We start from the raw sequence: 26,349 nt of genomic DNA, 5'->3' as shown, positions 1-26,349 counted from the left end.
ATATATTAAAAATGATAACGTTTAAAAGCTTCAATGGCAGCATAATCTGCAAGCCCTAAATCGTTATATTTTTTCGCAGTTAAGCGGTTACGGTCTTCGGCGCGAACCCAGAATTCTCTGGAATCGTCGCCTTGAAACATAACACCATCTTTTTGAGATTGGTGATAGAAAATCGCATGACGTTTTTTAAGTACTTGATCTGGACTCATTGGTACAGCCATTTCAATTTCGTAAGATTCCCATTCGTGCCAAGCACCACGGTATAACCAAACCCAGCAATCGTCCATATATGCTTTTGGTTTAAGAATGTCTATGGCTGCAAAAAGAGCATCTAAACACACTTTATGTGTACCATGCGGATCGGCTAAATCACCAGCAGCATAGATTTGATGAGGTTTAACGTGATCTATTAAAGAGACGACTATGTCTATATCTTCTTTAGTTAAGTTTCCTTTTTTTATTGTTCCTGTTTCATAAAAAGGAAGGTTTAAAAAGTGAACATTTTTGTCTTTTACTCCCAAATAACGAGTTGCTGCCAAAGATTCACTTTGTCTTATTAAGCCTTTTAATTGTCTTAGTTCTCGAGAATCAATGTCCTTGTCGGTTTTACTTTTTAGAAAACTTATTATATTTAAAGCTTCGGTAGCATCTGGATTTAATTTACAGATTATTTCGGCAAATTTTAAAGCTTCTTCGTCAGAAACAGCTATGTTTCCAGAGGTTTGGTAAGCGATATGTACATCGTGACCTTGCTCTACTAATCTATCGAAAGTCCCACCCATAGAAATAACATCGTCGTCTGGATGCGGACTAAAAATTATTACTCGTTTTTTAGCCGGATTAGCACGTTCTGGTCGGTAAGAATCATCGGCATTTGGTTTTCCTCCTGGCCAACCTGTAATGGAGTGTTGCAGGTTATTAAACATTTTTATGTTTAGGTCGTAAGCAGTGCCTTCTTCTGTTAATAAACCAGACATTCCATTATCGTTATAATCTTTGTCTGTTAATTTTAAAATGGCCTTATTTAATAATTCACTAAGCCACACTACAGCTTTTAGTTTTAAAGTGTCTGTCCAATGGCAAGATGCTACTAACCAAGGTGTTTTTACACGTGTTAATTCCGAAGAAGCTTCACTATCTATTACAAAAGTAGTATTGTCGTGATCTTGTAAATATGTAGCAGGCACGCTAGACGTTTCCTCGCCTTCAATAGTCTTTTTAAGTACTTTAGCTTTGTTTAAACCCCAACCTAATAACACAACACGTTTTGCACTTTTAACGGTTCCAATTCCCATAGTTATGGCTTTTCTTGGAACGTTGTCTATACCTAAAAAAGCAGGGGCTGCATCTGCTCGTGTTACGTGATCTAGAGTGATACTTCGTGTTCCTGAATTTGAATGAGAACCGGGTTCGTTAAAACCGATATGTCCTGTTCTTCCAATTCCTAAAAGCTGAAAATCTAATCCGCCGTAAGATTTAATTTTTAATTCGTAATCGATACAATATTGATATAAATCGTCTGCACTTACCATACCGTTTGGAATGTTTATGTTTTCTGGAAGAATATCTACATGATTAAAAAGATGTTCATGCATGAAGTAGAAATAACTCTGAATATTATCTTTCCCCATTGGGTAATATTCGTCTAAGTTAAAGGTTACCACATTAGAAAAGCTTAGCCCTTCTTCTCTGTGCATTCTAACCAATTCTTCATAAACTTTTATTGGAGACGATCCTGTAGCTAAACCTAATACACAAGGTTGGTTTAACTTTTCCTTCTCTAAAATTAATGCAGCTATTTCTTGTGCAACAATAATTGATGCTTCATTTGAAGAGTTGAAAATAACGTTGTGAATCTTTTCAAAACGTGTTTCTTCGAACTTACCAGCCTCCGTGTAGGCTATACTTTTTAAATCAGTACTATCTACTTTCATTTTAATTTCTTTTTGATAAAGTAAACGAGACGCTAATCCCGTTTACTTTGTGAACTAATCAAACACTTAATCGATTTATAAACTAATTACTTATGAATTAAAAATTAGGTAACCCAGTGTCCCACCATAATCTTGTTCCACCGGTGTCAGGTCCTTTTAGCATACCAACAGCAGCAGTTACATTGGCACCGTTTACATCTTTTTCTGTTTGCACAAAATTAATACGACGTACTTGTTCTTGTGTATCTATGGTTCCACCACTATTATTTATTACAACAGGGAATACTTTTGGGTAACCTGTGCGTCTAAATTCACTCCAAGCTTCTTGTCCGTCAGGGAAGCCAGCGATCCATTTTTGAGTAATAATTTGTTCTAATTGTTCGTCATTAGTACCAGCATCGTTGTAAGCAATTTTTACATCGCTAGGGTAAACATAATTGTTAGCAGGATTATTTGCATCGATATAATTTGCAGGTGTACTAGTCGTATCTGCTAAATAAGCGTCAACATTTGAAGCATCAGCAAGCGTAAAAGCTGCTCTAACTCCCATTTCGTAATTTTGTTTAGCATCTCCAGCGCCAGACCATCCTCTTAAAGACGCTTCTGCTTTTAAGAAATAGACTTCTGCTTGAGTCATCCATATTTTTGTTGGACCCTCAAGAAAAGATCCTAACATAGAGTGTGAACCATATTCAGATTTTGCCTCAATTTTAATTCCTTGACGAATCCCTTTATAATCACCTAATGCAGGGTTTGCTGGGTGTGCAAAAAATGTTGAGATTCTTGGGTCGTTAAAACCAGTAAGAATCGATTCCATCTCGGCACTCATACCTACATCACCCCAACCGTTACTAATTTCTATTAATGGGTGAGAAAAGCCATCCATACCAACTCGCATATCTCCTCTTTCTAAGAAACCTGCATTACTTGCTAGTGATTTTTCACCTTCAATTCTTGCTAATTCTGGAGCCACTTTAGATACTCTTATTGCTAAACGTAAGCGTAAGGCATTAGCAAAACCACGCCAATTGGCAATGTTATCTCCTGCAGGCGATGCAAAATCAGATTTATCGAAAGGCACAAATTGTTGGTTTCCTGTAAAAGGTTCTAATCCATCTATGGCTTCGTCTAACTCGTTAAAGAATGTTTCGTAAACTGTTTCTTGAGAATCGTACTCGCCAGTTGTTTCGTAGTCTCCATATTTCGAGTAGCGTATTGGTCCGAATACATCTGTAACACGATGCATACCCATAACTTTAACGGTGTTTGATAGATATACAAACATCATACTGTTTTCGTTCCCAGATGCATCTGCATTAACATTTATTTTTTCAGCAAATGGCATCACTCCATTTCCACTATTACCGTCGTAAGCATCACTCCAAATAAATCCATTCCATCCATCAACTAAACTATATGTTTGGTTGTTTATGTTTCCTGCAAAAGGAGTTGGAGATGCCATATAGCCCGAAAATACATCGGCGTTTAGGTTTTGTTGTAATTGGTAGTTCCAACCTGGATTAGTTCTGATAATATTATCGAAGATTGTAGAAAAACCAGATCCAATATTATTGAATTGCTGTGAAAGTTCCTCGTCTGAATATCCATAGGTATTTGTATTGATGTCTTCAAAATCTCCCGTACAGTTCGATAAACTTATGGCAGTCATTGCGACCATAGTATATTTAAGTATATTTTTCATTTTTCTTAGAAATTTATGTTAATGTTTAACCCGATACTTCTTGTAGAAGGCTGGTTATAAATATCTACCCCTTGTAATCCCATTCCTGTACTAGATGTAATGTTTGGATCGAATGGTGCGTCTTTGTAGAAAAAGAATAGATTAGTCGCTATTAATGAGAAATTAATGTTGTCTACAAATTTATTATCGAAAGGTAATTTGTATCCTAAAGACAGTTCACGTAAACTAATATTTGTAGCATCGTAAACATATTCTCCTAATAAACCAGCTCTTCCTCCAACAGCACTGTAATAGTCGTTGGCAGAAATTTGTGCGCTAGTACCATTCTGGTCTACCACGTTTACCATACCGTTATTGTTGTTTCTAGCATTGGCAGAATTTTGAGAAACTCCATATTGGTCATTTATAGCTTCGGTAACACTCATTACGCTTCCGCCAAAATTACCATCGATAAGGAAGTTTAAATAAAAGTTTCCATATTCGAAATCGTTATTCCATCCTAATGTAAAGTCTGGTTGTGCATAACCAACTGTTTCGAAATCTGTAGATTGTAATGCATAGCTTGTAGATCCATCTTCTTCGCTTGTAGATGTTACAACAGGAACTCCATTTTCGTCTCTAATTAAAGATCTTGCTTTAATACTACCAAAATCTTCACCTTCAATTAAAGAATATCCATATCCGTTAACTCCAGGAGCAGTAATTATAGCTTCACCGTTGTCTAAAGATGGGTGAACAGATACTACTTTGTTGGTGTTTTGTGCAAAGTTAATTGCCGTATTCCATGAGAATTTATCTGTAACTATAGGTTTTGCATTTAAAACAATTTCGAAACCTGCATTAGAAATTTCTCCTGCATTTACAATGTTTTGAGAATACCCATATGAGTTAGGTTCTGCGGTGATAAAAAATATTTGATCGTATGTTTTAGAGTTGTAATATGTAAAATCGAATCCTAAACGATTACCAAAGAATCTCCATTCTGTACCAATTTCAAATCCTTTTTGTTTTTCAGGTCTTAACGTTTCCCCTTCAATAGGAGCGTAAGGAACTATAGAAATACTATTGTTATTTTGGTTAATATAGTTTAAAGGCACTGTAACGTCTACAGGTATATCTTTACCAACTTCGGCATAAGATCCTCTAATTTTTGCAAATGAAATGGCTTCTGGCATATCAACTATTTCAGATAATACAGCTGTTATACCTACCGAAGGATAGAAAAATGAATAACTATCTGTATTTGCTAATGTAGAAGACCAGTCATTACGACCCGTAACATCTAAGAATAATAAGCCCTTGTAACCGAAGTTAGCTGAAGCAAATAAAGATTGTACTTCTCTATTCGCAACACTCTGACGGATGTTATTTGTGTTTTCGAAATTCTGAATTGCAAAATAGTTAGGGTAATTAAGCCCAGCACCATCACGACCAGAATCTAAGTAGGTTTGGTCTCCCGTTTGGTATTTTGTTAAACTTGTACCTATAAGTCCTGTAAATGTAAAGTCTTCTCCAAACGTAGTATTATAAGTTCCTATTAAGTCTATGTACTGTTGGGTATTTTCTGTTTTTTCTAAAATGTAACGTCCGTTAGACCCTGAGTTTGCAGTATCTGTTCCTGCATATTGTTTCTTTTCGTAAGTGTAGAATAATTTATCGTAACTCCCTCTAGATTGTAAAGTGAACGCATCAGAAATATTATACTTCACAGATAAGTTTGCTAAAACACGTTGCGCAACATCTTCGCTCGGGCTTCTGTTAATTAACCAATAAGGGTTTTGTTGAATGTTTTCAGAAAAAGACGTTGCGTATTGATCCATTTGGTTTAATTCAGCATTAAAATACTCATATTTGTTTTCATAAGTATCTCTGCTAATGCCTACTGGGTTTAAGTATACAGCTGTTAAGGGATTGGCATATAAACCGTTTGTTGGACGATTAGCGATGCGTTGGTCTGATAAGTTAACACTAGCAGAAACTTCTATTTTGTCGTCTAGAAATTTAGCTGTTTCTCTTATTGTAATTGTGTTCTTTGTAAGGTCGTTACCTTGAATAACACCTTCTCCAACAGTATTCGCATAAGAAAAATACGTTTGTGCTTTTTGGGTTCCTGCAGTTAAGGATATTGCATTTATAGATGTGAAACCCGTTTGAAAGAAGTCTTTGGCATCATTACTTAACCCATCTGTTTTAGTACCCCAAGACATTGGGTCTGTAACGTTTCCATTTTCGGCTATAGGCTGTCCTACAGATTTACTTTGATATTGTGATTGTAGTTCTGGTAAAGAAACTACATTATCTACCATAAAGCTAGAATTAAAATTTACTGAAACAGCACCATCTTTTCCTGTTTTAGTAGTGATTAAGATTACACCATTTGCACCTTGGCTACCGTAAAGAGCAGAAGCAGAAGCTCCTTTTAGTACAGTCATACTTTCAATATCATCAGGATTAATTAAAGACAAGGCATCTCCACCATCTCTGTTACCAGTTTGGCTACCAAAAATATCTGTGCCTGGTTCGTTACCGTCAGATCCATTTCCTCTGTTAAGCATTGGTATACCATTTACAACATATAACGGATCGTTATTCGTTGTAGAAGAATTTCCTCTTAAAACGACTTTAGAGGTTCCTCCTAATCCGGAAGAACTTTTTGTAATAGAAATACCAGCAGATTTACCCGCTAAACTATTAATAGGATTGGTTCGCTTAACACGAGTTAATTCGTCTCCAGAAACTTCTTGAGCAGAATAGGTAAGTGCTTTTTTCTCTTTCTTAATACCTAAAGCAGTTATTACCACTTCGTTTAATTGTTCGCTATCCTCGTCTAATTTAATATTGTAATTACTTGAATTGGCTACAGTAATTTGAGTTGTAGTCATTCCTAAATAAGAGAATTTTAAAATATCTCCTAAATTAGCGTCTAAAGTATAGTTCCCATCAAAATCGGTTAATGTTCCGTTCGATGTTCCTAAAACTACCACATTTACCCCAGCGATTGGCATGCCATCTGCTATAGAGGTCACAGTTCCTTTTATCTCTTTGCTTTGTGCTTGCATGAGCTGCGCACTAAAGAACAATAAAGAAAAAAGGAAAGTCATTCTTAAAAAGTGTTTCATAATTTGATTGTTTAGTCTCGGTTATTTGATTCAAGTTTATCCCTTTTTATATTTATTTTAAAATAAAATATCTAAACGACATGATTTAACATATAAATAACATTGGATTTACGATAAGCGTTTTTGAGAAATAAAGAAAGGTGTATTTTATTGTGAATTAACTATTATATTATTAAAATTGCTTAATTAATCTTGGGTTTTTTAAAATAACATTAAAGAATCTTAAAAAATTATCCAGTTGTTCACATTCAAAATAAAGCAATCTATTTCTATTAAATATCACATCCTTTTTTGGTTGGGTTACTTTGTGTTTAATGTAGTACGTTGGGGGAGTTATTTTCAAGATTATTGGTACTCCTTGAAATCCAACTTAGTAGAGTTTCCTATTCATATTATAGTTGTATATATAAACGTGTATTTCTTAATTCCTAGATTAATATTACGTAAACGCTATTGGAGTTATTTGTTTTCTTTAATTTTTATGTTAGCCATGGTTTATTTGGTAAGAACAGGATTAAATTATGTTTTAGTAACTAAAAGTATTTGGCCTGAAGCCGAAAGCAGCGGTAATTTTTTTCAGCTAAATCATATTATTGCGGTTGTTTTAGGTGAATTGTATGTTATAGCATTTGTGTCTGCTATAAAATTGTTGATAGATTGGAGTATAGAAAAACACCGAAATGAAGAATTAGCAAAACTTCAGTTAAGTACAGAACTTAAATATTTACGAACACAGATTCAGCCACATTTCTTTTTTAATACCTTAAATAATTTATATGCATTAACTTTAACTAAATCTGATAGTGCACCACAATTGGTTATTAAAATATCGGATATGATGCAATATGTGTTGTACGAGGTAAATAGTTCGAAAGCCGATTTGTTAGAAGAAATAAATCATCTCAATAATTTTATAGATATTGCGCGTTTGCGTTTTAATGAAAGCATAGATTTTGAAATGGATATTACTGGAGATATCGAAGATGTAGAAGTGCCGCCATTATTATTTTTAAATTTTGTAGAAAATTGTTTTAAACATGGTTTAAAGAATAGTGATAAAGTAACCGTACGAATGAGTATTAAAATTTTACAGAAAGATTATTTAGAGTTCACTTTAGTGAATAGTTTTAAATCTAATCCCGATATTACAAGCGAACAAGGTATAGGTATTGTAAATACTAAGCGCAGACTAAATTTACTGTTTGGAAGCAACTATATTTTAGAAAATACGATTAAAGATAATACGTATAATCTGTTTTTAAAAATTCCCATTCGATGAAAATTAAATGCTTAATTATTGATGACGAATCTTTAGCAATAAAGGTAATAGAGGATCATTTAAAAAATTTCGATCATATAGAAATTGTCGCGACTTTTAATAATCCATTAAAGGCATATCCTATAATAGAACAAGAAAAAATAGACGTTATTTTTCTAGATATTAATATGCCACAACTTAGCGGATTCGCCTTTATAGAAAACCTAAGTTATAAACCGTTAATTGTATTTACAACAGCGTATCGTGAGTATGCAGTTAAGAGTTTCGAACTAAATGTATTAGATTATTTAGTAAAACCCATCCCATTTAATAGGTTTTTAAAAACCATGAATAAAGTCTATCAACAGGCATATATTACAAGTGCAACTTCAGAATTAAATTTACAGCAAGAACCTCATATTTTTCTTAAGGTGAGCAAAAAATTAATAAAAGTGAATTTAAATGATATTCTGTATATAGAAAGCCTTAAAGATTACATTAAAGTAATTACGGCTTTTGGCGATTATGTTGTGCATAAATCATTAACCGCGATTTCTGAAGAATTACCACAGTCTAATTTTCTACGAGTACATAGGTCGTATACCATTTCCATAAATAAAATAAAGTCGGTTGAAGGTAATACCATAGAAATTGCCAACCGGAGAATACCAATAGGGAGAAATTATGTTAAAGTCACGCGAGAGCGCATCTTTAAAAGCGAAGACTCTTAAAACTAAAACAACCAATATTAATTTAAAAATCACTTACTAAAACATCATGTCTAAAACCGCAGAAACACACGCGGCACCTAAGAATACTTCTTTAGTGCCTATACTAATTATTGCCGGATTGTTCTTCATTTTCGGATTTGTTACTTGGATTAACGGTGCATTAATCCCCTTTATGAAAACCATAAACGAACTCACCGATGCGCAATCGTATTTGGTCGCTTCAGCATCCTATATTTCTTTTGTCGTTATGGCTTTACCGGCTTCTTATATTATTGGAAAAGTAGGTTATAAAAAAGGAATGTCTTTTGGGTTAGCTTTAATGGGAATTGGAGCACTGGTGTTTATACCTGCAGCCGAAGCGAGAACATATACGTTGTTCCTAACTGGAATTTTTATTCAAGGTTTAGGAATGACGCTTTTACAAACAGCATCTAATCCATACATCACCATTTTAGGTCCAATGGAAAGCGCAGCAAAACGTATTGCTATTATGGGAATAGCCAATAAGGTAGCAGGAGCATTAGGATCTTTAATTTTTGGAGCTATTTTGTTGTCTGGTATAGACGAAATTAAAGAGAAATTAACTACAGTTTCTGTAGATGAAAAAACAACTTTATTAAACGAAATGGCCGATAGTGTTGTGATGCCCTATATTATTATGGCTGTGGTGTTATTTATTTTAGCTGTTTTAATTACCAAAGCACCATTGCCTCATGTTGAAGCAGATGAAGTAGAAGACGAAAGTACTAACGGCGCTCAAGCTGTAAAAAAGACAAGCATTTTTCAGTTTCCACATTTATGGTTAGGTGTACTTGCTTTGTTTGTGTATGTAGGTGTTGAGGTTATTGCAGGAGACACGATTATCTCTTACGGATTGTCTCTTGGAATGCCTGGAGAAGAAGCCAAATCGTTTACTTTAATGACACTTTTGGCTATGGTTGCAACCTATGCTTTAGGTGTGTTTTTAATACCTAAATATGTGAGTCAAGTGTTAGCTTTAAAAGTGAGTGCTATTTTGGGTGTTGTATTTGCTATTTGCGTGTTATCGACTACAGGATTTACATCTGTACTTTTTGTTGCGGCTCTAGGGATTTCTAATGCTTTGGTATGGCCAGCAATTTGGCCTTTGGCATTAACTGGTATGGGCAAATTTACAAAAACGGCTTCAGCATTACTCATTATGGCTATTTCTGGGGGAGCAATTATTCCACCTTTATACGGTGCTCTAGTCGATTCTAAAAAGGAAGAATTAATAGTTCAAGGCTTAGATTATGCAACAGCGTCGGCTCAAGCCGCAACTTCTGGATATTGGATTTTAATTCCGTGTTATTTAATCATATTGTTTTATGCTGTTTACGGACATAAAATTGGTTTGAAAATATCATAAGAAAACACTAATGAAACAACGCATTGAATCTGTAGATCTGTTACGTGGTATAACCATTGCTGCAATGATTTTGGTAAATACACCAGGAGACTGGGGGAGTGTTTATGCACCATTTTTACATGCAGATTGGCATGGATTAACACCTACAGATTTAATTTTTCCGTTTTTTCTATTTATCGTGGGAATTTCAATTTATTACGCTTACAAATTTAAGTCGGCGACAGTCGAAAATTATAAAAAAATAGCCATTCGGAGTTTAAAACTCATCGGATTAGGGTTGTTTCTTAATGTTTTTACTCCAATTCCACCGTTTTTCGAAACATTGGAAACTGTCCGTATTCCAGGCGTGCTTCAACGTATAGGAATTGTGTTTTTTATAACGGCTTGGTTGTATCTCAATTGTAATTGGAAAACCTTGTTAGGTATTGCAATAGCTATTTTAATTGGTTATTGGGTTTTCCTTGGATTTATACCTCTGCCAAACGGAGTACCGCCAACATTTGCTCGTGCGGCTAACAATTGGTCTAATTATATCGATTTGCATGTTTTAGGAAAACATATGTGGCAACCTGATTACGACCCCGAAGGATTAATAGGAACCTTGCCATCTATAGCTACTAGTATTTTTGGTGTGTTAATCGGAAAATTTTTAGATTCTGAAACGACCAACAAAACAATTAAACTTATCGGATTTGGCATAATTGGTATTGTTTTAGGCTATTTATGGAATTCGGTTTTCCCTTTAAATAAGGCACTATGGAGTAGTAGTTTTGTATTAGCAACAGTTGGAATAGCAACAGTAATTTTAGGAATTATTTATTATATAGTTGATGTAAGAGGGGTGCATTTTGGATCTATTTTTAAATATGCTGGAATGAATGCGATTACTGTATATTTTCTATCCAGTTTAATTAGTAAAATCTTTTACCTTATACCGTTAGGAAAGGGGCAAAATATTCACTCTTGGTTGTATAATGCCTTTTTTGTTCACGATGTTATGGCTTTAAATTTATCGTCATTATTATATGCCCTAGCTGTTGTTTTATGTTATTTAGGCCTAGGATATTATCTGTATAAGAAGAGAATTTTCATTAAAGTTTAACACTCAAACACACAAGGTGCTTTAAAAGGATACATGAAAAAAATGTACCTTTATGCCATGTATGCCTTAGTCGATTGTAACAATTTTTATGCCTCTTGCGAACGTGTTTTTAATCCCGATTTGCGAGGAAAACCTATTGCCATTTTATCTAATAACGATGGTTGTGTTATCGCGCGAAGTGACGAAGCTAAAGCCTTAAACCTTCCTATGGGAGCGCCAGCCTTTAAATATGAATCGTTTTTTAAGGCAAATAATATTCAGGTGTTTTCGTCAAACTATCCGTTGTATGGCGATATGAGTTCACGTGTTATGCGTATTTTAGAACAGTTTAGTCCAGATGTTGAGGTTTATAGTATAGATGAAGCTTTTCTAGAATTAAAAGGGTTTCAAAATATAGATATTACGGCTTACGGACATGAAATGCGAACGCGTATTTTAAAATGGACAGGAATACCAACATGCGTTGGAATTGCGCCAACCAAGGCATTATCTAAAGTAGCTAATAAAATTGCGAGGAAGTTTCCCGAACACACTAAAGGTGTTTTTTTAATTGATTCTGATGTGTCTCGAATTAAAGCTTTAAAATGGCTTAAAATTGAAGATGTTTGGGGCGTTGGCAGACGATTGTCTAAACGATTAAAATCTATAAATTGTCATACTGCATACGATTTTACACAACTTCCAGACGATTATATAAGAAAACAATTTTCTATTGTCGAATGGCGATTAAAACAGGATTTGTTAGGGCATCCTACATTAAAACTGGAAGAGCCATCTCCTAAAAAAGCAATTGCAACAACACGAAGTTTTGAAGGCACTATTTCTGATTTAGATAATATTACCGAACGGATTTCTACATTTGCAACAAGTTGTGCAGAGAAATTAAGAAAGCAGAAAAGCAGTTGCCATATGATTATTGTGCAATTAAGTAGCGATCGTCATAAAAAAGACATGGCTCACGAATATGGAAGTAAAATGATTACCTTGCCGTATCCTACTGATTCATCATTAATTATAAGTACGCAAGCTGTAGCAGCCGCTAAACAATTATTTAAAGCGGGTGTGAAGTATAAACGTGCAGGTATTGTTGTAACCGGTTTGGTGCCTAATGATGCATTTCAGTTAGATTTGTTTACGTCTGAAAATCCTAAACACAAACCTTTAATGCGTGTAATAGATGCTTTAAACTCCAAGTATAAAAGTCATGCCATTAAATTAGGAAATCAGGATTTACAACGCACATGGAAAATGAAACAGGAGCGTTTATCCCCAAAATATACCACCAATATTAACGATATTATTACAGTAAAATGATGCTACATACAACTTCAAAATTAACCTTTTTTACGCCAGAAATTGTACCGGATTCTGGAGCTATTTTTGTGGACTCAGGCATTTCGGCAGGGTTTCCTTCACCAGCAGACGATTTTAAAGAAGAACGTTTATCGTTGGATGCTGAATTGGTAAGAAATAAGGAAGCGACTTTTTTTGCACGTGTTAGCGGGCAATCTATGATTGGTGCTGGACTCGATGACAACGATTTGTTGGTTATTGATAGAAGTTTAGCTCCAACTCATAATAAAATTGCTGTGTGTTTCTTAGATGGTGAATTTACAGTAAAGCGTTTAAAAGTTGAAGGTGGCGAAGTATGGCTACAACCAGAAAATCCAAATTATAGTGCAGTACAAGTTACAGATGCAAACGATTTTGTGATTTGGGGCATAGTTACCAACGTGATTAAAAGAGTGTGATAGAATGAGTGGAATTTACATCTGCTGAAATATATAAAACTAAAAACGCCTCAAAAAATTAATTTTTTGAGGCGTTTTTTATATGAGTAATAAGGTTTTTAATCCGCTAAGATTATAACTTTATTGTCTTTAGATTCTAAAGTACCAGACTTAATCTTAATAGTTAATATTTTACTATCTGACATATGTGGTTCCACTTCAGGATGTAATTTGTCGTAATCTAAATGCGACTGAGTATGTACTTTAATTTTTACAGTTCCGGCTGTTAAAAGTGATACTATAGCAGCGTGATGATTAAGCATTTCAAACTCTCCATCGGTACCTGGTACAGTAACAGCATCTACTTCCGAACTAAATAAAGTGGCTTCTGGCGATACAATTTCTAAATACATATTATATAGTTGTTTGTTAGTCGTTTATGGTCGATGGTTAAACTAGCAACCAACAACTAAAAACTATTAACTAATTATGCTTCTGCTAACATTTTTTCTCCAGTTTCAATAGCGTCTTCAATAGAACCCTTAAGGTTAAATGCTGCTTCTGGTAAGTGATCTAATTCACCAGCCATAATCATATTAAATCCTTTAATGGTGTCTTTAATGTCTACTAAAACACCTTTAAGACCTGTAAATTGTTCTGCAACGTGGAATGGTTGAGATAAGAAACGTTGTACACGTCTTGCTCTACCTACGGCTAATTTATCTTCTTCAGATAATTCTTCCATACCTAAAATTGCAATAATATCTTGTAATTCTTTATAGCGTTGTAATAACTCCTTAACATTTTGAGCACAGTCGTAATGATCTTTTCCTAAAATATCTGCAGTTAAAATTCTTGATGTAGAATCTAATGGATCTACTGCTGGGTAAATACCTAGCTCAGCAATTTTACGAGACAATACCGTTGTTGCATCTAAGTGAGCAAAGGTTGTAGCAGGAGCAGGGTCAGTTAAATCATCTGCAGGTACGTAAACCGCTTGTACAGATGTAATAGATCCTGTTTTAGTTGATGTAATACGCTCTTGCATAGCACCCATTTCTGTTGCTAACGTTGGTTGGTAACCTACGGCAGAAGGCATACGTCCTAATAATGCAGATACCTCTGAACCAGCTTGTGTAAAACGGAAAATGTTATCTACGAAGAACAAAACGTCTTTCCCTTGACCATCTCCAGCACCAGCTCCATCACGGAAATATTCTGCGATACATAAACCAGATAAGGCTACACGAGCACGTGCTCCAGGTGGTTCGTTCATTTGTCCGAAAACGAAAGTCGCTTTAGATTCTTTCATGATGTTTTTATCTACTTTAGATAAATCCCATCCTCCATCTTCCATAGAGTGCATAAAGTCATCTCCGTATTTAATAATACCAGACTCTAACATCTCTCTTAAAAGGTCATTTCCTTCACGAGTTCTTTCTCCAACTCCAGCAAAAACTGAAAGTCCACCGTGACCCTTTGCAATATTGTTAATCAATTCCTGAATTAATACTGTTTTACCAACTCCGGCACCACCAAATAATCCAATTTTACCCCCTTTTGCGTAAGGCTCAATTAAATCAATTACTTTAATACCTGTGAATAAAACTTCAGTAGATGTTGATAGATCTTCGAATCGAGGTGCTTGTCTGTGGATTGGTAATCCCGCAGCACCTGCTTTTGGCAAGTTTCCTAAACCATCAATAGCATCTCCAATTACATTGAAAAGTCTACCATATACATCATCTCCAATTGGCATTTGTATTGGGGCTCCTGTAGCAACTACTTCTGTCCCTCTACTTAATCCATCTGAAGAGTCCATCGCGATTGTACGAACAGTGTCTTCACCAATGTGAGATTGTACTTCTAATACTAGAAGTGTACCATCACGTCTTGTAATTTCTAATGAATCGTAAATTTTTGGAAGAGCTCCTTCAGAGTCGAATACAACATCGATAACTGGACCAACGATTTGTGCAACTTTACCTGTAATTTTTGACATTACTTAAATGTTTATAGATTTTTGCTTAAATTTCTTGAAAAATAACTATTTTTTCGCGCTGCAAATATAATAGTTTATAATTTAAAAAGAAATATGTTTTTATCTTTTTTATAGAATACCAAACGTCTTCAATTTGAAGACGTTTCGTTTTTTGGTGTTTATTTAATTTATTGAAGCAAAGGAGAATAGTTTGTTGGATAATCCCCAAGGTTTGTAAAGTTTCCTGAAGTTTCGAAATTCGTTTCGTAAGTAGCATCAATTGCTTTCATAAATTCGTTTGCAATTAAAGCATATCCTCTAGATGTTGGATGAACACCATCTAACGAAAAAGCCCCTCCGGTAACTAAATCACTGTTTAAAATAAAGCCATTATAACCATAACCTCCAGGTGAAGCTACTTTTTGTAATACTGAATTAGCGTCTACAAAAGCTAGACCCGCCTGATTTGCTGCAGCTTTAATTGTAATGTTGAAATTATCTACAGCCATTTTAATTTCATTTTGTTCAGAAGGGATTAAAACCCATTTATCTTCTAGCGGAAGCGTTACACCTTCAACAGAAAATTGATTTGCAATATTTTCAGGTAAACCTTGAGCGATTAAAGCGTCTGCCATAGTCTGATTAACAGTTCCTATAATTGCACTACTTCTTAGTACAAACAAATCTTCAGCAGTAGCTTGTCTTATTTGTCCATAAAAAGATCCCAATAAAGGCGCTACTATTGGGGCCGCCGCCGCGGGTAATCCCATGGATTCTAGGAAAGCTGGAAATGTTGGGCTTGCTAGTAAAGCTGCAGTAATTTCAGAAGACATATCGCTTAAATTTTCATCGTTTATAACCACAGCATTCGCACTCGTTGTTGTAAATACTACGTTACGTTCCGATTGACCATACGCATTGAATATGCTATTTAAAGATCCATAAACCAAATTCAATGTTGGAATTTGTGGTCCGAAATCAGGATTAGTTGGGTCTAATGGGTTATAAGGGACGGTTGTAAAATGTGCAATACTTGTTATATAAGGAATGTTGGCAACTACACCTTTAGCGCCTCCCGATGTTAATGTGTTTACTAATGTGCTATACGCGTAATCAAAAGTAGGCTGATCTGTAATAGGATCGGAACCATCTCCTCCAGTTGATGCATATCCTAGAATGTCGTTGTTGCCTATCCAAAGCGAAAAGAATGTTGGGCTTTGTGCCATAGTTAATTCTAACATAGAGGCATTTGGGGTATTTCCTGTCATTCTTACAAAATACGGATTTGCAAGTCCAGCTGATAAGTTTGCTATATTTCCATATCCGTTTGCTAATAAATGATAGCTTTTTGCTCCAGGAACGCCCATATTATTAAATGGTCCTGAAGGGTTGTTAAGAACAATATCTGTAGTTACAGTTACCGGTCCTATAACCGATTCTAAAGATACTGGCGGTCCTCCAGTTGTTACTAATCTGGGATTAAATCCAGGAATTCGAGTGCCATTTAAGGCTAATCCACCGTAATTATCATTTGTTAATGGTTGAATAAATTCGCTACCACCAATTATTTCGAACCGTTCTGATAACATTTTTGGAAACGAGTTTTCTTGACCTGAAATAAATAAAGCTCCATCTGTATAACCAGAAGTTAGTGAGTTTCCTAAAGATATAAAATTTGAAAAATCTGCTGAACCCGAAGTTAATGGTGGATAAATAGCCGAATCATTATCCGTACTACTATCGTCATCGTTATTACACGCAGCAAATGTTAGGGCTAGGGCTACGCACCATATATATTTTACTTTCATAAGTTAAGTTTATTATAAGTTATTGATTGTCCAAGACACATAATACATAGAACCGATGTATCCGGTTCCTATTGCAGTATAATATTCTTCACCTAAAAAGTTTGTTGCTCCTATTTTAAATGAAGATTTTAGCTTTGGCACTCTGTAGTTTACTTGTGCATCGAAGGTGTGATACGATGGAATGTTCCCATCTCCAAAGGTCGCTTGCCACAAATAAGAATCACTCCAAAGCCATGACACGTTAAAACCAAAGTTTTGAAATACATTTGCATTCCCAAAAGTCGCTTTCACTTTATTTTCCGGCGTATTAAAACTGGTTCTAAAATCTGGATAAGCAGCTTGGTCGAAATATTGCTTTGCGAATGTGTAAATGGCAGATATATCGTAATTATTAAATATTTTGGTTGAAATCTGGATTGAAGATCCTAATGATTCTATTCCGGCAGCCGAGTTTGTATATGTTTGATACGCTTTATAATCGCCGTTTTGAACAGCGGCTAAAGACAATGAGTTGTCTCCAACGGTACCGTAGAAAGGAACTAGAACGGTTTCGTTAGATATGAAATTTTTGTACTTGTTGTAATATATTTCAAAATCTACAATAAAAAGATTTAATTTTCCGCGATATCCAATCTCAAAAGACGTAACCTGTTCCGGTTGAACCAATGATATATCGGCGGCAACAGGAGCTCCCATTTGAACAGAATTTAAAGTAAATGCATTTTCGTATGCAGCTCCTCCAATAATCTCTACTGTAGCTGGCTGCCCTAATTCTTGTCCGCTTGCACTAACATCGTAAGTTCTTATGTCGCGATCTAAATTACTTTTTGCCGATCCAACCAGAATAGCACTACCTGCATCTAAACCAATAAATAAATCTTGTGTTGTTGGATTTCTAAACCCAGACTGAATAGATCCTCTAATATTATGTTGTTCTCTGGCTCCTAAGGTATAGCCTACAGAAATTCTAGGCGAAATGAAGCCATCAAATAATTCGGATTTATCGTATCGTAAAGAGGCTGTTAATTTTAAAGCTTCCTCTTTTAAGAATGTTTTCTGAAGCTGTGTGTAAATACCCATTTCAGAATATTGTATATTTTGAAATTCATCGGTGTAAATGGTTCCAGAAGAATTTAAATCGTATTTTCTATACGAGCCACCAACTTGAATTTCTGCCCAGTTTGTTAAATGACTAAAATTATAATTAGCATCTGCATGGTAATATTTAGAAGCGTCTTGAAATTTAGAACCTGAATTTAAATCGGGTTCGCTAGTTACTGTATCAAAAGCGTCATTAAATTCTTTTGTACCCGGAAGAAATCTCCCTTCATCTGCAGAAGCTCTTGCTGCGGAATGTGCTTGAGAATCTGTAGCTCCGTTTAGTGTAGCCCCTGCATACGATTGTATATAATCTCCAAACCATTGTTGGTCACTTTTCCACGTACGATTTACATTTATACCTGTAAATACCATGTCGTAGGAATCTCCTGCATTATCTGCAACGATATACCCTCTAACAAAAAAATTATCGTTTCTTACTTCGATTTTATGTTGTTGTTGGAAGAAATTTGCAATGTTATATCTGTTAGTACCTTGATAAATCGTGTTTCCTGTTCCCATTTTTCCAACGTATGCAATTTCAAATTCATCTTTCCAAGGTCTTAAATATAATCCCCAATCAGCTTTTAAGTTTTCAGCATTATAATTGGTTAAATCAATTTCATCGTAACCTGTCCTACTCACTTCTACATCCGGGATAATTCCTAATCCACCAGAAGCTGCTTTTATATTTGTAGAAACTTCATCTCCATATACATTATAGCCATCATAATCGGGAGATGCTCTTGTTGCTCCTGTGCCTGGTTTTCCTGCGTAATTATCGGCTTCCCAATCGGTACCTTTTAACCAAGAAAAGTTGACTTTTGCAGCAAATACTTCACTAAACTTGTGTGCGATTCTTACACCAACATCGGTATAGGAATTTACTCCTGCAGCATCTTGTGAAGTAACTCCTTGCTTTACATATCCGCTAATTCCAGGATAATCAAAAGGGTTTTTACTTCTCATAAACAAAATTCCGTTAAAGGCATTTGCACCATATAAGGCTGATGAAGCACCAGGTAATAATTCGATACTAATAACATCTGTTTCATTAAGACCAACTAAGTTTCCTAATGGGAAATTTAAAGCAGGGGTAGAGTTGTCCATGCCATCTACCAATTGCATAAATCGGGTATTTGAAAACGAAGCAAATCCTCGCGTATTAATAGATTTAAAAGTTAAACTGTTGGTATTTATATCTACTCCTTTTAGGTTTTCTAATCCGTCATAAAAATCTACAGAAGTCGTATTTCTAATATCTGTTAGCCCAAAACGCTCTACGGTTACTGGTGAATTAAAAATACGTTCTGGAGTACGAGATGCGGAAATAATAACTTCATCTAAAAAGGTACCTTCTATAAGTACAATGTCTATAATTTGATTATTGGAATCCACAGTTTTTATAATGGGGTCGTAGCCTACGCTACTAGCAATTATTCTAAAAGGAGGGTTTTTATCTACTGTAAATGTAAAATGGCCATCAAAATTAGTAACGGTTCCAACAGACGTCTCTTCAATTATAATATTTGCACCGGGGAGTGGCTGACTATTATTATCGACTACAGTTCCGGAAACTGTAGTTTGCGAATAGGTTATAGAATAAGTAAGTAACACGAGAAAAGTAAAGATGTATTTCATATACAGGTTTAATTAGGTTATCTAAGGAACAATATACATGTTTAAATCAAATTTTAAAACTATATTGTTAATATTAGAGTGTAATTTTTAGTAATTTCATAAATAATGAATTGGTATTTTGTGAAATTAATAATTTGGATATAGAGTGGTTGAGTTATATGAAAACAAAAAGGCATCTTCAACGTAAGTTAAAGATGCCTTTTAATATGTAATAAAAAATATGTTATTCTACAGTAACAGATTTAGCTAAGTTACGAGGTTGATCTACGTTTCTACCTAATTTAACCGCAATATGATACGATAATAATTGAAGCGGAATGGTTGTTAATAAAGGTGATAAAGATTCTGAACAATCAGGAACTTCAATAACGTAGTCTGCAAGATTTCTTACACTTTCGTCTCCTTCTGTAACGATACCTATAATTTTTCCTTTTCTAGATTTAATTTCTTGAATATTACTAACTACTTTTTCGTAATGTCCTTTTTTGGTTGCAATAACAATAACTGGCATGTGCTCGTCTATTAAAGCAATAGGACCATGTTTCATTTCTGCAGCAGGATAACCTTCCGCATGAATGTATGAAATCTCTTTTAATTTTAAAGCGCCTTCTAAAGCTACAGGGAAATTATATCCTCTTCCTAAATATAAACAGTTTTTAGCGTCTTTATAAATCTCTGCTATGGTGTTTACGTAAGCGTCAGATTCTAAAGCTTTTTTAACTTTATCTGGGATAAGTTCTAATTCGATTAAATGACGACGGAAATCTGAACTTGACATTGTGCCTTTAGCTCTAGCCAATCTTAACGCCATTAACGTTAATACAGTTATTTGAGTTGTAAATGCTTTGGTTGATGCTACTCCAATTTCTGGTCCAGCATGCGTGTAAGCACCTGCGTGGGTTTCTCTAGCAATAGAAGAACCTACAACATTACAAACACCGAAAACAAAAGCGCCTTTAGATTTCGCTAATTTAATAGCTGCTAAAGTATCTGCAGTTTCACCAGATTGAGAAATTGCAATAACAATATCTTTTTCGGTTATAACAGGATTTCTATATCTAAATTCTGAAGCATATTCTACTTCAACAGGAATGCGTGCTAAATCTTCAAAAATGTATTCTGCAACTAATCCAGCATGCCATGATGTACCACAAGCCACAATTATAATACGATCTGCGTTAAGGAACTTTTTCATGTTATCCTCAATTCCAGACATTTTAATTAGACCTTCATTTGCTCGAAGTCTCCCTCTAAAGGTGTCTAAGATTGCATTTGGTTGTTCGAAAATTTCTTTCAACATAAAATGTTCGTACCCACCTTTTTCAATTTGTTCAAGGTTTAATTGAAGCTCTTGAATATAAGGGTCGACCATAGTGTCGTCTTTTATTTTTCTAACTTTTATTTCTTTGCCTAAGCGAATAATAGCCATCTCTTCATCTTCAAGATAAATGGCATTTTTTGTGAATTCTAAAAAAGGAGAAGCATCACTAGCAATAAAAAATTCGTTTTCTCCAACACCAATTGCTAAGGGACTTCCTAGTCTAGCAGCAATTATTTCGTTTGGTTTCTTTTTATCGAAAACAGCAATTGCATAGGCGCCTACAACTTGGTTTAAAGCGATTTGAACTGCTTTTCCTAGTTTTAGGCCTTTTTCTTTTTTCAAGACTTCTTCAATCAGATTTACTAATATTTCAGTATCTGTGTCCGATTTAAAAGTATATCCTCTTGTAATTAATTCCTTTTTTAAAGATTCGTAATTTTCAATAATACCATTATGGATTATTACTAAATCTCCAGAATTTGAATAATGAGGATGTGAGTTTACATCGTTAGGAACACCATGTGTTGCCCATCGTGTATGACCAATTGCTACAGTACCATTAGTAGAAATTTCTTTTTCTACACGGGCTTCTAAGTCTGAAACTTTTCCTTTGGTTTTGCAAACTTTTAGATTTTTGCCATCGTATATTGCAATTCCTGCACTGTCGTAGCCACGGTATTCTAAACGTTTAAGACCGTTAATTACTATTGGGTAAGCTTCTCTATAGCCTATATATCCTACAATGCCACACATAAATTTTTAGTTTTTTGGTTCGGTATAATAAATTTCTAACTTTGCTCGTAAATTACTAGGAACACTAGGATTACTTCCGTGTAAAATAGTTCCTTTTGGAGATAGTACAGCACCTTCTGGAAGTGTTGTGACAACATCTCCTTCGCTGTCTAACAACTGAGCATTCAGTGTGTTATTTACGTTGGATGATAAAACTAAACCAATTTTTGTATTTGTGGAATCATTTGTCAGAATATTTTTAATATGTTCTGTAATTCGTATCTTGTATTTGTAAGTGCCTTGACTTCCAGAACGCTGCCCTAAATGGGCTATTTTGGAAGCAAGCGGATAGGTTGTGTTTACATTCGGGTCGTAAGCGTAGTCTTTTAAAGTAGTTAGATTTTTAACATCGTAAACATAAAGTCTATCGTAGGTGTGATAATCGTTGGTAGTATAAACTTTACTTGCATCTTCGTAAAATGTTAACGTCGCTTCGTTAATTAACCAATTACCTTTATGCATTAAAAAATCATCTAAGTAACTATCTGGTTGCCCGTCGCCATCTAGGTCTGGACCTTCAAATAGATTAATTACAGCCATAGAGCCTTCTCCTCCTTTTAAATATAAATCTACATCTCCAGTAAGATCATTACCAGTTTCATAATTTGTATCACTTTCGTAAGTACTTAATCTATTGATGTTGAAATTTAAAACATACTCACCTTCAGATCTGCCATCAGGATCTGTCTCTGATGAATCATCATAATCGTATGAGTATTTTACTGAAATTTCTGCATCTGTGGAATTAATATCAATTAAGAATTGATTACCCATTCCATTTATCGCTTCAGCTTTAAGATAAATACCTCTAAAATAATTTGCAAAATTATTCTGATTACTCAATTCTGCACTACCTTGTTTATCAAAAAGTAACTTTTCCCAAAATTGATTATTATTTAATAACTCGACTTGTAATCTTGGAGAATAACGTTCTGTAACTTCTAACTCTCCAGTATCTTCGTTTTCTTCTTTAACTTGAATCTCTTCATTACTTGGAAAAAAATCACCATCGAAATATAATAATTCACCTTGAAAATTATTGAAATTAATTGTTTCGTTAGAATTAGAATAGTATAACTGGCTTTCGTCGAAATTAGAAGACGGATCTGTTTCTCTTAGATAATAAGTATTCTGATAGATAGATAATTTAATAGGGCTGCCTCCATATACAGAATCTAATTCGTAAATAGTTTCGCCATCTTCTTCAATTTCTATAGCTGTAGAAAAATAAGGAATAGTTAATGTTACCGATTCTATCTGAGGATTGTCTCCGAATGTAGGTGAATACGTTTGAGGTGTCATTTGCGACACTACACTGGCAGTTGTTAAACCGTATTCTGGATCTTTAAATGCTCCCAATAAGCTGGCAGATAATCCGTTAGTTTGTACGGGTTTAACCTTTAGTGTGTATGCAAGTATAGGAAATTGAATACTATCGGTTACAAAACCTTTGCTACCAATAATATCTGTTCCAATAGAATTATAATCTTTATCGCACGCAGTAAAGACTGTAATTAGCAATAGAAATATGCTAGAGAGTTTAAATGCTTGTAAAATCTTTTTCATATATTTTTTATGAAGTAAAACGTATTATTTTAAAACTTCGTTTATGTAGAAGTTAGAATACGCCTCGCCAAATTCTTCTTTGTTTTTATATCCTAAAACTGGCTTTTTAGAATCGTTTAAATGTGAAGTTAGTTCTTCAGGAATATCTTCAGAACCAATAATAATAGCATCAGAATAATCGATAGCTACTTTCATTAAATTATTGTAGGTTGGGTCGCTTAAAGTTTTTACAACATCATCGTTAATATTGTCAAATTTCACTTTAGTGGCCATATCCTTGTTAAGCGTACCTTCGTAACCTTGGTTGTAAATAGAAGTCACAACTTTACTGTCGTTAAACAAAGGTTCTCCTGCGAAATATTCTTTTAAATACAGCGGAAGTAAAGATGCAAGCCATCCATGAACATGTATAATGTCTGGCGCCCAATTTAATTTTTTAACCGTTTCAATAACACCCTTTGCAAAGAAAATAGCACGCTCGTCATTATCTGAAAATAAAGCACCATTCTCATCTGTTAAAGTTGCTTTACGTTTAAAATATTCGTCGTTGTCTATAAAATATACTTGGATACGTTCCTTAGGTATCGATGCTACTTTTATAATTAGTGGCATGTCTAAGTCATTAATTACTAGGTTTATACCAGATAGTCTTATAACTTCGTGTAGTTGATGCCTTCTCTCGTTAATGTTTCCATATCTAGGCATAAAAATCCTGATTTGACCACCTTGTTGATTTACCATTCTAGGTGTTTCAAACGACATAGATGATATTTCAGTTTCAGGTAAATAAGGAACTACTTCAGATGATACATATAATATCCTCTTATCTTTCATAAATTACTGGGCTTTTGAGAATTCAAAATAAAAAACACGCAAAATTACAAAATTTTATGCAGATTGATGTTAAAATAATAACTTTGCCTCCGTTAATTTTTTATTAAAAGTGAAGGTAATAACAGAACAATCGGAATTAAAAAAGGAATTACAACAGCTAAAATCTCAAGGTAAGACCCTGGGATTTGTTCCTACAATGGGTGCTTTACACAAGGGACATTTGTCTTTGGTGCAACGTGCTTTAAAAGAAAATGATGCTCTTGTAGTTAGCATTTTCGTCAATCCAACTCAGTTTAACAACCCAGACGATTTGGTTAAATACCCAAGAACATTAGAGAACGATGTTGCTTTATTGCAAACGGTTTCAGATAATATATTGGTATATGCACCTACTGCAAACGACGTTTATGGAGACGAAATAGTGTCTATGCAATATGATTTTGAGGGCTTGGAACATAAAATGGAAGGTCAATTTAGACCTGGTCATTTTAATGGTGTTGGTACAATTGTAAAGCGTTTATTTGAAATCGTGACTCCAAACAGTGCTTATTTTGGAGAAAAAGATTTTCAGCAATTAGCAATCATTAAAAAAATGGTAGAGAAGCACAATGTTCCTGTTAACATAGTGGCTTGCGAGATATTACGCGAAGATAATGGATTGGCCATGAGTTCTCGGAATGTAAGATTGAAGCCAGAGTACGCAGAAGCAGCTCTGTTTATTTATAAAACATTACAAGCTGCCAAAGTTATGTTTGGCATAGAATGTGCTAATACGGTGACTAAATGGGTTGAGAATCAGTTTGAAAATCACCCCTTATTAGAGTTGGAATATTTTGTGATTGCAGATGTTGAAACTCTTGAAACCTTAGAACATAAAGATGAAAATACACTATATCGCGCCTTTATTGCAGTATATGCAGACGATATAAGATTAATAGACAATTTAGCACTAAATTAATTATCTTTGCCACATGCAAATTCACGTAGTAAAATCGAAAATTCACAGAGTAAAATGTACAGGTGCAGATTTAAATTACATTGGTAGTATTACTATTGATGAAGATTTAATGGATGCAGCAAACATTATTCAAGGTGAAAAAGTTCAAATTGTAAATAATAACAATGGTGAACGTTTAGAGACTTACGCAATTCCTGGACAGCGTAATAGTGGGGAAATTACATTAAATGGTGCAGCCGCAAGACGCGTCGCAACTGGAGATGTATTAATCCTAATTACTTATTGTATTATGGATTTGGAGGAAGCGAAAATATTTAAACCGTCTTTAGTTTTTCCAGACGAAGCAACCAATAAGCTCATTTAATTATTGAATCTAAAATTATCTAAAATATTAAAAATTACACTCCCAATTTTATTGGGAGTTTTTTTGATAGCATATTCTTTGTCTAAAGTGTCTGTAGACGAGCTTATTGTGTATTTTAAAAATGCCAATTATTGGTGGATTTTGCTTGGAGCCGTTTTAGGTTTATTAAGTCATTTATCTCGAGCTTATCGCTGGTTATTTATGTTAGAACCTATGGGATATCACGTAAAACTATCTAATAGTATTATGGCTGTTTTTGCTGCATATTTAATAAATTATACCATTCCAAGAGCTGGCGAGGTGGCTCGTGTTTCAATACTTACAACTTACGAAGGTGTGCCTTTCGATAAAGGTTTTGGAACCGTTGTTGCAGAACGTATTGCCGATTTAATTGTCATGTTTAGTATTATTTTAGTGACACTTTTCCTTCAATTCGATTTTATTTTTAATTTCTTCTTGTTAAAATTCAACTTATCAAAACTTGTTTTTGCAATGTTAGGTATGGTCGTTTTAGGTGTGGCTGGGATTTTTTATTTAAGAAAAAGCCGTTCGGGGCTGGCTATAAAAATTAGAACCTTTATTTTGGGTTTAATAGAAGGCGTTTTAAGTATTTTTAAAATGAAAAAAAAGTGGCAATTTATTGCACATACACTATTTATCTGGGCTATGTACATTTTAATGTTTTATGTTACCACTTTCGCTATAAAAGGTTTACAACCAATTTCTATGGGCGCTATTCTAATCGGGTTTATTTCTGCAAGTTTTAGTATTGCGGCTACAAATGGAGGAATTGGTTCTTATCCGGTTGCTGTTTATGCGGCATTTTCTTTATTCGGAATTGCTCAAGGACCAAGTATAGCTTTCGGTTGGATAATGTGGTCGTCTCAAACATTATTAATTATACTTTGTGGTGGCCTCTCTCTTTTGTTTCTTCCTGTTTTTAATAGAAAAAACAACCTAAAAAAGGGAAATTAGCAATTCTTTTATTAACGAATAAATTTCCTTTAACAAAAAAAGTATTTT

General features: G+C 34.5%; 19 protein-coding genes. 9 read left to right on the top strand and 10 right to left on the bottom strand.

Translation table 11 applies throughout. The annotated features are described in order from the left end of the window. Positions 1-5: 5 nt before the first annotated feature. The 3 genes from nagB to R6X41_RS14365 form a co-directional block, all read right to left on the bottom strand. Entirely contained in the window at positions 6-1,934 is a 1,929-nt protein-coding gene (gene nagB, locus R6X41_RS14375) for a glucosamine-6-phosphate deaminase (RefSeq protein ID WP_318501041.1), read from the bottom strand. A gap of 97 nt (positions 1,935-2,031) precedes the next feature. Further along, positions 2,032-3,636, bottom strand: a complete 1,605-nt coding sequence (locus tag R6X41_RS14370) for a SusD/RagB family nutrient-binding outer membrane lipoprotein (protein ID WP_318501040.1) — start codon at positions 3,634-3,636, stop codon at positions 2,032-2,034. Positions 3,637-3,641: 5 nt separating this feature from the next. Beyond that, positions 3,642-6,755, bottom strand: coding sequence for a SusC/RagA family TonB-linked outer membrane protein (locus R6X41_RS14365; RefSeq protein ID WP_318501039.1), 3,114 nt, complete (start codon positions 6,753-6,755; stop codon positions 3,642-3,644). A gap of 238 nt (positions 6,756-6,993) precedes the next feature. On the opposite strand from R6X41_RS14365, the gene R6X41_RS14360 reads away from it, so the two are divergent. The 6 genes from R6X41_RS14360 to R6X41_RS14335 are packed head-to-tail and all read left to right on the top strand — an operon-like array spanning position 6,994 to position 12,984. Further along, positions 6,994-8,034 (top strand): sensor histidine kinase, encoded by a 1,041-nt coding sequence (locus R6X41_RS14360; protein WP_318501038.1) that lies wholly within the window; start codon positions 6,994-6,996, stop codon positions 8,032-8,034. After that, positions 8,031-8,744, top strand: a complete 714-nt coding sequence (locus R6X41_RS14355; RefSeq protein ID WP_318501037.1) for a LytR/AlgR family response regulator transcription factor — start codon at positions 8,031-8,033, stop codon at positions 8,742-8,744. Before R6X41_RS14360 ends, R6X41_RS14355 begins: the two co-directional genes overlap by 4 nt. A 46-nt stretch (positions 8,745-8,790) precedes the next feature. Then, the gene (locus tag R6X41_RS14350; protein ID WP_318501036.1) at positions 8,791-10,131 is read left to right on the top strand and encodes a sugar MFS transporter; all 1,341 of its coding nucleotides are present in this window, start codon (positions 8,791-8,793) and stop codon (positions 10,129-10,131) included. A gap of 10 nt (positions 10,132-10,141) precedes the next feature. Further along, positions 10,142-11,233 carry an acyltransferase family protein gene (locus R6X41_RS14345; RefSeq protein ID WP_318501035.1) on the top strand — a complete coding sequence of 364 codons (1,092 nt, stop codon included), beginning with the start codon at positions 10,142-10,144 and terminating at the stop codon, positions 11,231-11,233. 57 nt (positions 11,234-11,290) lie between these two features. Continuing rightward, positions 11,291-12,547: a Y-family DNA polymerase gene (locus R6X41_RS14340; RefSeq protein WP_318501046.1), complete on the top strand. Its 1,257-nt coding sequence runs from the start codon at positions 11,291-11,293 to the stop codon at positions 12,545-12,547. Continuing rightward, complete coding sequence (locus tag R6X41_RS14335) at positions 12,544-12,984, top strand: LexA family protein (RefSeq protein WP_318501034.1); 441 nt, start codon at positions 12,544-12,546, stop codon at positions 12,982-12,984. Before R6X41_RS14340 ends, R6X41_RS14335 begins: the two co-directional genes overlap by 4 nt. 98 nt (positions 12,985-13,082) lie before the next feature. Here R6X41_RS14335 and R6X41_RS14330 read toward each other — a convergent pair whose 3' ends face one another. The 7 genes from R6X41_RS14330 to R6X41_RS14300 form a co-directional block, all read right to left on the bottom strand. Further along, a complete protein-coding gene (locus R6X41_RS14330) occupies positions 13,083-13,376 on the bottom strand; it encodes a hypothetical protein (protein ID WP_318501033.1) in 294 nt (97 codons plus the stop codon). Between the two features lie 74 nt (positions 13,377-13,450). Next, positions 13,451-14,965, bottom strand: a complete 1,515-nt coding sequence (gene atpD, locus R6X41_RS14325) for a F0F1 ATP synthase subunit beta (RefSeq protein ID WP_318501032.1) — start codon at positions 14,963-14,965, stop codon at positions 13,451-13,453. A 167-nt stretch (positions 14,966-15,132) separates the two neighbouring features. After that, positions 15,133-16,752, bottom strand: coding sequence for an SGNH/GDSL hydrolase family protein (locus R6X41_RS14320; protein ID WP_318501031.1), 1,620 nt, complete (start codon positions 16,750-16,752; stop codon positions 15,133-15,135). Between the two features lie 12 nt (positions 16,753-16,764). Then, on the bottom strand, positions 16,765-19,491 hold the full coding sequence (locus R6X41_RS14315) for a TonB-dependent receptor (protein WP_318501030.1): 2,727 nt from the start codon (positions 19,489-19,491) through the stop codon (positions 16,765-16,767). Positions 19,492-19,714: 223 nt separating this feature from the next. Then, positions 19,715-21,565, bottom strand: a complete 1,851-nt coding sequence (gene glmS / locus R6X41_RS14310) for a glutamine--fructose-6-phosphate transaminase (isomerizing) (RefSeq protein ID WP_318501029.1) — start codon at positions 21,563-21,565, stop codon at positions 19,715-19,717. A 6-nt stretch (positions 21,566-21,571) separates the two neighbouring features. Next, positions 21,572-23,170 (bottom strand): BamH family beta-barrel-assembly machinery protein, encoded by a 1,599-nt coding sequence (gene bamH / locus R6X41_RS14305; protein WP_318501028.1) that lies wholly within the window; start codon positions 23,168-23,170, stop codon positions 21,572-21,574. Between the two features lie 24 nt (positions 23,171-23,194). Continuing rightward, positions 23,195-24,004, bottom strand: coding sequence for a glycogen/starch synthase (locus R6X41_RS14300; RefSeq protein ID WP_318501027.1), 810 nt, complete (start codon positions 24,002-24,004; stop codon positions 23,195-23,197). Between the two features lie 109 nt (positions 24,005-24,113). On the opposite strand from R6X41_RS14300, the gene panC reads away from it, so the two are divergent. The 3 genes from panC (at position 24,114) to R6X41_RS14285 (ending at position 26,301) form a co-directional block, all read left to right on the top strand. After that, positions 24,114-24,962, top strand: coding sequence for a pantoate--beta-alanine ligase (panC, locus tag R6X41_RS14295; protein ID WP_318501026.1), 849 nt, complete (start codon positions 24,114-24,116; stop codon positions 24,960-24,962). Positions 24,963-24,975: 13 nt separating this feature from the next. After that, a complete protein-coding gene (gene panD / locus R6X41_RS14290) occupies positions 24,976-25,326 on the top strand; it encodes an aspartate 1-decarboxylase (RefSeq protein WP_318501025.1) in 351 nt (116 codons plus the stop codon). A gap of 63 nt (positions 25,327-25,389) precedes the next feature. Continuing rightward, positions 25,390-26,301, top strand: coding sequence for a lysylphosphatidylglycerol synthase transmembrane domain-containing protein (locus tag R6X41_RS14285; RefSeq protein ID WP_412176270.1), 912 nt, complete (start codon positions 25,390-25,392; stop codon positions 26,299-26,301). Positions 26,302-26,349: the final 48 nt, after the last annotated feature.

Origin of the sequence: Formosa sejongensis (assembly GCF_033447105.1) — a bacterium.
Lineage (GTDB): Bacteria > Bacteroidota > Bacteroidia > Flavobacteriales > Flavobacteriaceae > Formosa.
Note: the sequence above shows the minus strand (reverse complement) of the source record. Positions and strands in the feature narration are given on the sequence as shown.

Bases quoted from the DNA above. Each gene is read 5' to 3' on its own strand.
- nagB (WP_318501041.1), bottom strand. From the start codon at position 1,934: ATGAAAGTAGATAGTACTGATTTAAAAAGTATAGCCTACACGGAGGCT.
- R6X41_RS14370 (WP_318501040.1), bottom strand. From the start codon at position 3,636: ATGAAAAATATACTTAAATATACTATGGTCGCAATGACTGCCATAAGT.
- R6X41_RS14365 (WP_318501039.1), bottom strand. From the start codon at position 6,755: ATGAAACACTTTTTAAGAATGACTTTCCTTTTTTCTTTATTGTTCTTT.
- R6X41_RS14355 (WP_318501037.1), top strand. From the start codon at position 8,031: ATGAAAATTAAATGCTTAATTATTGATGACGAATCTTTAGCAATAAAG.
- R6X41_RS14350 (WP_318501036.1), top strand. From the start codon at position 8,791: ATGTCTAAAACCGCAGAAACACACGCGGCACCTAAGAATACTTCTTTA.
- R6X41_RS14345 (WP_318501035.1), top strand. From the start codon at position 10,142: ATGAAACAACGCATTGAATCTGTAGATCTGTTACGTGGTATAACCATT.
- R6X41_RS14340 (WP_318501046.1), top strand. From the start codon at position 11,291: ATGTATGCCTTAGTCGATTGTAACAATTTTTATGCCTCTTGCGAACGT.
- R6X41_RS14335 (WP_318501034.1), top strand. From the start codon at position 12,544: ATGATGCTACATACAACTTCAAAATTAACCTTTTTTACGCCAGAAATT.
- R6X41_RS14330 (WP_318501033.1), bottom strand. From the start codon at position 13,376: ATGTATTTAGAAATTGTATCGCCAGAAGCCACTTTATTTAGTTCGGAA.
- atpD (WP_318501032.1), bottom strand. From the start codon at position 14,965: ATGTCAAAAATTACAGGTAAAGTTGCACAAATCGTTGGTCCAGTTATC.
- R6X41_RS14320 (WP_318501031.1), bottom strand. From the start codon at position 16,752: ATGAAAGTAAAATATATATGGTGCGTAGCCCTAGCCCTAACATTTGCT.
- R6X41_RS14315 (WP_318501030.1), bottom strand. From the start codon at position 19,491: ATGAAATACATCTTTACTTTTCTCGTGTTACTTACTTATTCTATAACC.
- glmS (WP_318501029.1), bottom strand. From the start codon at position 21,565: ATGTGTGGCATTGTAGGATATATAGGCTATAGAGAAGCTTACCCAATA.
- bamH (WP_318501028.1), bottom strand. From the start codon at position 23,170: ATGAAAAAGATTTTACAAGCATTTAAACTCTCTAGCATATTTCTATTG.
- R6X41_RS14300 (WP_318501027.1), bottom strand. From the start codon at position 24,004: ATGAAAGATAAGAGGATATTATATGTATCATCTGAAGTAGTTCCTTAT.
- panD (WP_318501025.1), top strand. From the start codon at position 24,976: ATGCAAATTCACGTAGTAAAATCGAAAATTCACAGAGTAAAATGTACA.